5 protein-coding genes are annotated in these 6,359 nt (G+C 71.6%); 2 read left to right on the forward strand and 3 right to left on the reverse strand.

The annotated features are described in order from the left end of the window. A partial coding sequence (locus tag MFF42_RS05180; protein ID WP_238254809.1) for an AI-2E family transporter occupies window positions 1-294 on the reverse strand: 294 nt, incomplete at its 3' end. 85 nt (window positions 295-379) lie between these two features. Beyond that, window positions 380-754: a response regulator gene (locus tag MFF42_RS05185; RefSeq protein WP_238254810.1), complete on the reverse strand. Its 375-nt coding sequence runs from the start codon at window positions 752-754 to the stop codon at window positions 380-382. Between the two features lie 195 nt (window positions 755-949). Here MFF42_RS05185 and MFF42_RS05190 point away from each other — a divergent pair, with 195 nt between their 5' ends. Next, window positions 950-2,311, forward strand: coding sequence for a pentapeptide repeat-containing protein (locus MFF42_RS05190; protein ID WP_238254811.1), 1,362 nt, complete (start codon window positions 950-952; stop codon window positions 2,309-2,311). Window positions 2,312-2,390: 79 nt separating this feature from the next. After that, window positions 2,391-4,799 (forward strand): hybrid sensor histidine kinase/response regulator, encoded by a 2,409-nt coding sequence (locus MFF42_RS05195; protein ID WP_238254812.1) that lies wholly within the window; start codon window positions 2,391-2,393, stop codon window positions 4,797-4,799. Between the two features lie 232 nt (window positions 4,800-5,031). Here the strand turns inward: MFF42_RS05195 and MFF42_RS05200 are convergent. Continuing rightward, the coding region (locus MFF42_RS05200) for an aminotransferase-like domain-containing protein (protein WP_238254813.1) at window positions 5,032-6,359 on the reverse strand (1,328 nt) is incomplete at its 5' end.

Below are 6,359 nucleotides of genomic sequence, written 5' to 3' on the forward strand. Positions count from 1 at the left end.
GGCGAGCTGCGCCGCCTCCCGGGCGATCAGGCTGCCCACCGCGCCGAGCGTCCCGAAGGCGAGCAGCACCACGAGCAGCACGGCGGCCGCCCGCGGCACCCGCAGGCGCCGCAGCCAGCGCACGGCGGGCACCAGGACGAAGCTCAACAGGATCGCGAGCGACACCGGCACGAGGATGTCGCGGCCGAAATAGAGCGCGCCGGCTAGCGTCACCACCAGCAGCAGCGATGCGAGCGTGGTGACCACCGGCAGCGCCTGCCGCAGGAGCCGCTGGGTGACCGGATCGGTGGTCATGGCGTCCTCATGATGGCGTCATGCGTCGAGAGATGCAGTCGATCCCACCCGTCTCCTCATCCTGAGGATGGGAGGATCGATCCGCTCACTCCGCCGCCCCGATCGCCGTGCCGATCTGGGTGAGCAGTTTCGGAAAATCGATCGGCTTGGGGTGGTAGTCGTCGCAGCCCGCCTGGATCGCCTTGTCGCGGTCGCCCGACATGGCGTGGGCGGTGAGCGCGATGATCGGGATGGCGCGGGTATCGGTCGCGGCCTTCAGGGCGCGGGCGGTCGACCAGCCGTCGAGGATCGGCAGGTTCATGTCGAGCAGGATGACGTCGGGCTGGGCGGCGCGGGCCTGCTGCACGCCCGCCTCGCCGTCATGGGCGAGCACCACCTCGTAGCCGCGGCGCTTGAGCCGGCGGGAGAGAAAGTCCCAGATCTCCTCGTGGTCTTCCACCAGCAGGATTTTTCCCGACACGCCCGAAACCCCTCACTCGCGCTGCACGCGCCGTCCGCGACCTAACGCGCGGGAAGGCGTTGCGGTCTCATGGGGCCGCGCAATCCGTGTTCCTTGCCGTAACCCTTGCCGTCTCCGTTGCATGTTCGTCGCCTTGTCTCGCTCGGCTCCGCACGGTTAAGGGGTCAGACGGACGGATCATGCGGGGCTGACGCGGTGCGGGATGGCGGGGCGGAGGACGGTGACCCGCGCGTCGCGGCGCTGCTCGCGCGGCTCTCGGCGCGCGCGGCGCCGTTCTCGATCGGCGGCCGCGACGACCTCGCCGGGCTCGGCCTCGGGCGTGCGGCCCTGACGCCGCATATCGACCCGCAGGCACCGCCGCGCTGGTGGGCGGAGGATCCGGGCGGGCTCGATCTGGCGGGGGCCGACCTCGCCGACGCCCGGCTGGAGTTGACCGACCTGTCCGGCGCCAACCTGCGGCGGGCCTCGCTCGCCGGGGTGCTCGCCCGCTCCGCCGGCTTCGCGGGCGCCTGCGTGGAGGAGGCGGACTTTTCCGGCGCCGACCTCAGCGGCGCGCGCTTCACCGGGATCGCCGGCGGACAGGCCTCCTTCCGCGAGGCGATGATCGAGGATGCCGACTTCTCCGGCGCGACCATGCGCTTCGCCCGGCTCGACAAGGCTTTGCTCGACGGCGCCCGCTTCGAGGGCGCCGACCTGTGGGGCACCGACTTCACCGGCGCGGATGCCGACGATTCCGTGTTCCGGAGGGCCCGACTCGACGAGGCCAACCTCTCCGACTGCAACCTGACCGGCGCGGATTTCGAGGATGCGAGCCTGAAGAAGGCGCGGCTCGTCGGCTCGCGGCTGCGGGGCGCCAACTTCTCCGGGGCGCGGCTCGACGGGGCCGACCTGTCGGGGGCCGACTTCTCCCGCACCAGCCTCGTGCGGCTCGACCTCACGGCGTGCAAGCTGCGCCACGCGCGCTTCGCCGGGGCGTGGCTGGAGGGCGTGCGGCTCTCCGTCGAGCAGATCGGCGGCATGGTCGGCGAGGAGGAAGCGGGCGAGTACGAGGCGGCCCAGGCGAGCTATCTCGCGCTCGAGCGCAACCTCCAGAGCATCGGCAGCCACGAGGGCGCGAGCTGGGCCTACAAGCGCGGGCGCCGCATGGGCCGCCGCCACGCCGGCGTGCGCGCCCGCGAAGCCTTTTCCACCCGCGATCTGCGCGGAACCCTGAGCCACGGCTACCGCTGGATCGCCGACCGCTTCGTCGAGTGGCTGTGCGATTACGGCGAGAGCCTGTCGCGGATCGCCCGCGCCTTCCTCGTCGGCATCCTGCTCTTCGCGGCGGCCTACGGGGCGACGGGCGGCCTGTTCCACGAGGGCGCGAACACCCCGACCTACAACCCCCTCGACCTCGTCAGCTACAGCGCGCTCAACATGATGACCGCCAACCCGCCGGAGATCGGCGTGAAGCCGCTGGGCCGCGTCACCAACCTGCTGGTCGGGCTCCAGGGCGCGGCGGGGATCGTGCTGATGGGCCTGTTCGGCTTCGTCCTCGGCAACCGGCTGCGGCGTTGAGCGGCGGATCCGACTTTTGATTTCGCATCCGCGCGAAAGCCGGCCACAGCTTTCGCGAGGATGCCGGGACGCCAACGTCATGACGGGAGACATCACCGTGACCGTACAGGACGGGAAGGTGCCGGCCACGGGACCGACCATGGCCGATTTCCGCAACCTTGCCGACGCGCTGCCGCAGCTCGCCTGGATCGCCGAGGCCGACGGCAACATCGTCTGGTACAATCGCCGCTGGTACGACTACACCGGCACGACGCCCGCCGAGATGGCCGACCACGGCTGGCGCAAGCTGCACCATCCCGATCACCTCGACCGCGCCGCCGCGCGCTTCTCCGCCTGCATCGCGGCCGGCGAGTCGTGGCACGACACCTTCCCCCTCCGTGGGCGGGACGGCCGCTACCGCTGGTTCCTGTCGCTCGCCGAGCCGGTGCGCAACCCGGACGGCGCCATCGTGCGCTGGTACGGCACCAACACCGACGTCACCGAGACGCGCCTCGCGCAGGACGCGCTCGGCCATTCCGAGCAGCGCTTCCGGGCGCTGGTGGACGCCTCCGCCGCCGTGATCTGGAACACCACGGCCGAGGGCGAGCTGATGCCGCCCCAGCCGCGCTGGGCCGCCTATACCGGCCAGGGCGACGAGGCCTACCAGGGCTGGGGCTGGGTCGATGCGGTCCATCCCGAGGACCGAGCGCGGGCCGCCGAGGTCTGGGCCGAATGCGTCGAGGCGGTGAAGACCTACGAGGTCGAGTACCGCCTGCGCCGCCACGACGGGGTCTGGCGCGACATGGAGGTGCGCGGCGTGCCGGTGCTGGCCGCCGACGGCACGATCCGCGAATGGGTCGGGCTCAACATCGACATCACCGCCCGGAAGGAGGCCGAGGCCGCGATCGAGCAGGCCCGCGCCGCGGCGGAGGCGGCGAACCTCGCCAAGAGCCAGTTCCTGGCCAACATGAGCCACGAGCTGCGCACCCCGCTCTCGGCGGTGATCGGCTATTCCGAGATGCTCGGCGAGGAGCTGGAGGATCTGGGCCAGGCCGAGTTGCTGCCGGACCTGCGCAAGATCGAGGCCTCCGCCCGCCACCTGCTCGGCCTCATCAACGACGTGCTCGATATTTCCAAGATCGAGGCCGGGCGGCTGACGCTGGCGGCCGAGACCTTCGACGTGGCGACGCTGATCGAGGACGTCACCGCCGCGACGCAGTCGCTCATCACGAAGAAGCGCAACCACTTCCGCCTCGACATCGAGGGCGATCCGGCGATCGGCCTCGGCGCGATGCATCAGGACCAGCTGAAGCTGCGCCAGTCGCTGATCAACCTGATCGGCAACGCGGCCAAGTTCTCGGAGGACGGGGAGATCGTCCTCTCCGTGCGGCGTTTCCGGGAGGACGGGGCCGACTGGATCCGCTTTGCCGTCTCCGACACCGGCATCGGGCTGACCGAGGAACAGATCGGCCGGCTGTTCGAGCGCTTCTCCCAGGCCGACGAATCGACTACGCGGCAGTTCGGCGGCACCGGCCTCGGGCTCGCCATCACCCGCGCCTTCGTCGAGCGCATGGGCGGCACGATCGGCGTGGAAAGCACCTTCGGCGCGGGCGCGACCTTCACCATCCGCCTGCCGGCCGAGATCGACGCCCACGAGGAGGAGGTTCAGGCGGAGAGCGTGGCCGCCCGCGTCCACGAGATCACCGAGGGCGAGGCGCACCTGCACGACGTGGTGCTGCTCGTCGACGACGACCCGGCCGCCCGCGACCTGCTCCAGCGCTTCCTCGAACGCGAGGGGTTTCGCGTGCGCACCGCCAACGACGGGAGGGCTGGGCTGACGTTGGCCCGCGCCCTGAAGCCGCGGGCGATCCTCCTCGACATCGAGATGCCGCGCATGGACGGCTGGGCGGTGCTGCACGCGATCCGCACCGATCCCGAGATCGCCGAGACGCCGGTCATCATCACCAGCGTGGTCAACGAGTTCAGCCTCGCCCACGTGCTCGGCGCCACCGACTACATGGTCAAGCCGATCGACTGGGGCGCGCTCAAGGACGCGATGGAGCGCTACCGCCCGGTGGACCGCGAGGGCAGCGTGCTCGTGGTGGACGACGATGGCGATGCCCGCGAGCGGGTGCGCCGCACGCTCCAGCGCGACGGCTGGCAGGTGCGCGAGGCCGAGAACGGCGCCGCCGCCCTGGAGAGCCTCGACGCGGAACGCCCGAGCCTGATCCTGCTCGACCTGATGATGCCGGTGATGGACGGCTTCGCCTTCCTGCGGGCCCTGCGCGGGCGCCCGGACGGGGACAGCATCCCCGTGGTGGTGCTCACCGCCAAGGAGATCACGACGGAGGAGAAGGAGAGCCTCGGCGCCCAGGCCGACCGGTTGATCATGAAGGGCTCGATGAGCCTGTCCGAGATCGGCCGGCAGTTGCGCGACCTCTACGCCCGGCAGGACGGCACGCCGCTGCCGGGCCAGCTCCAGGGGCTGATCGACAAGCTGCCGCCGTAGGGTGCGCCCGATTCTACCGACCCGCTGCTCAGCGTGAGAGCCTGTTCGACCGGCTCATCCGATCAAAACCCCCTCATCCTGAGGTGCTGCGAAGCAGCCTCGAAGGAGGGCTCCAGAGGTCGCGCGATCCCTGGAGCCCTCCTTCGAGGCTCCGCTTCGCTCCGCACCTCAGGATGAGGGGGAGGACTGGACCAATCGCGGCATCGCGTCGGCTCGGTGTCGAAGAGACAAGTCAAACAGGCGCCGAGGCAGCGGTCGGGAGATCCGCCCCTTCCTGCGCTCCCGCCATCGCCCGCGCCAGCGCCTCGTAGACCCGCGGGTCCGTCATCTGCGCCACGTTGAAGCGCATGAAGCCGCCCGCCGTCTGCGCGACGCTGAAGACGTTGCCGGGGGCCAGCACCAGACCTTCCGCCAAGCCGGCGCGGGCGAGCGCCGCTGCGTCGTGCCCGTCGGGCAGGCGGCACCAGAGGGTGAAGCCGCCGCGCGGCACGATCCAGGGGACGATGCCGAGCGCCCCGAGCCGGGCGGCGGCCTCCCGACGCGCCCGCGACAGGCGGCGGCGCAAGGCGTCCAGATGCTTGCGGTAGCTGCCGTCGGCGAGCGTGCCGGCGATCAGCTCGGCGGCGATCGGGCTCGGGCCGCCGAAGCTCGTCGCCACCTGGAGATCGACCAGGGCCTCGATCCAGTCGGCGCGAGCGGCGATGAAGCCGCAGCGGATCGAGGCGGAGAGCGTCTTGGAAAAACTGCCGATGCGGATCACGCGGGTGAGGCCGTCGAGGGCGGCGAGCCGGGGCGAGGGCTCGGGCTCCAGGTCGGCGAAGATGTCGTCCTCGACGATGGTGAGGTCGTGCGCCGCCGCGAGCGTCAGGAGCCGGTGGGCGGTCTGGGGCGAGAGCGTCGCGCCGGTCGGGTTGTGGAGCGCGGAATTGGTGACGTAGAGGCGCGGACGATGCTCGGCGAGCGCCGCGGCGAAGGCCGCGAGGTCGGGCCCGGTCGGCGTGTAGGGCACGCCGACGATCCGCACCGCGTGCACGCGCAGCAGGGCCTGGGAGTTGAAGTAGCAGGGATCGTCCACCAGCACCGTGTCGCCGGGCCGCAGCAGGAAGCGGCCGATCAGGTCGATCGCCTGCGTCCCCGAGGCCGCGAGCAGCACCTGATCCGAACTCAGATCGATCCCCTCCCCCGCCATCCGGCGCACCAGGTGACGGCGCAGGGCCGGCGCGCCGCGGGCGGCGCCGTACTCGGTGAGCACCGCGTCCCCGGCGCGGCCGAGGCCGCGCACGGCCCGGCGGATCGCCCCGTTCGGCATCCACTCGGCCGGAAGCCAGCCGCAGCCGGGCTTGAACATGTCCGGTCCGGAATCGAGCGACTGGCGCGAGACCCAGAGCGGATCGATCGCCCGGTCGCGCCGCGGCTCCGCCTCGGTGAGCGCCAGCGGCGAGACCGCGCCCGAGACGGTGAAGCCGGAGCCCGGCCGGGCCTGGATCAGCCCCTCCGCCGCCAGCCGGTCGTAGGCCTCGACCACGGTCGAGGGCGAGACGCCCATGGTCGCGGCGAAGC

The organism is Methylorubrum podarium (assembly GCF_022179745.1).
Classification (GTDB): Bacteria; Pseudomonadota; Alphaproteobacteria; order Rhizobiales; family Beijerinckiaceae; genus Methylobacterium; species Methylobacterium podarium.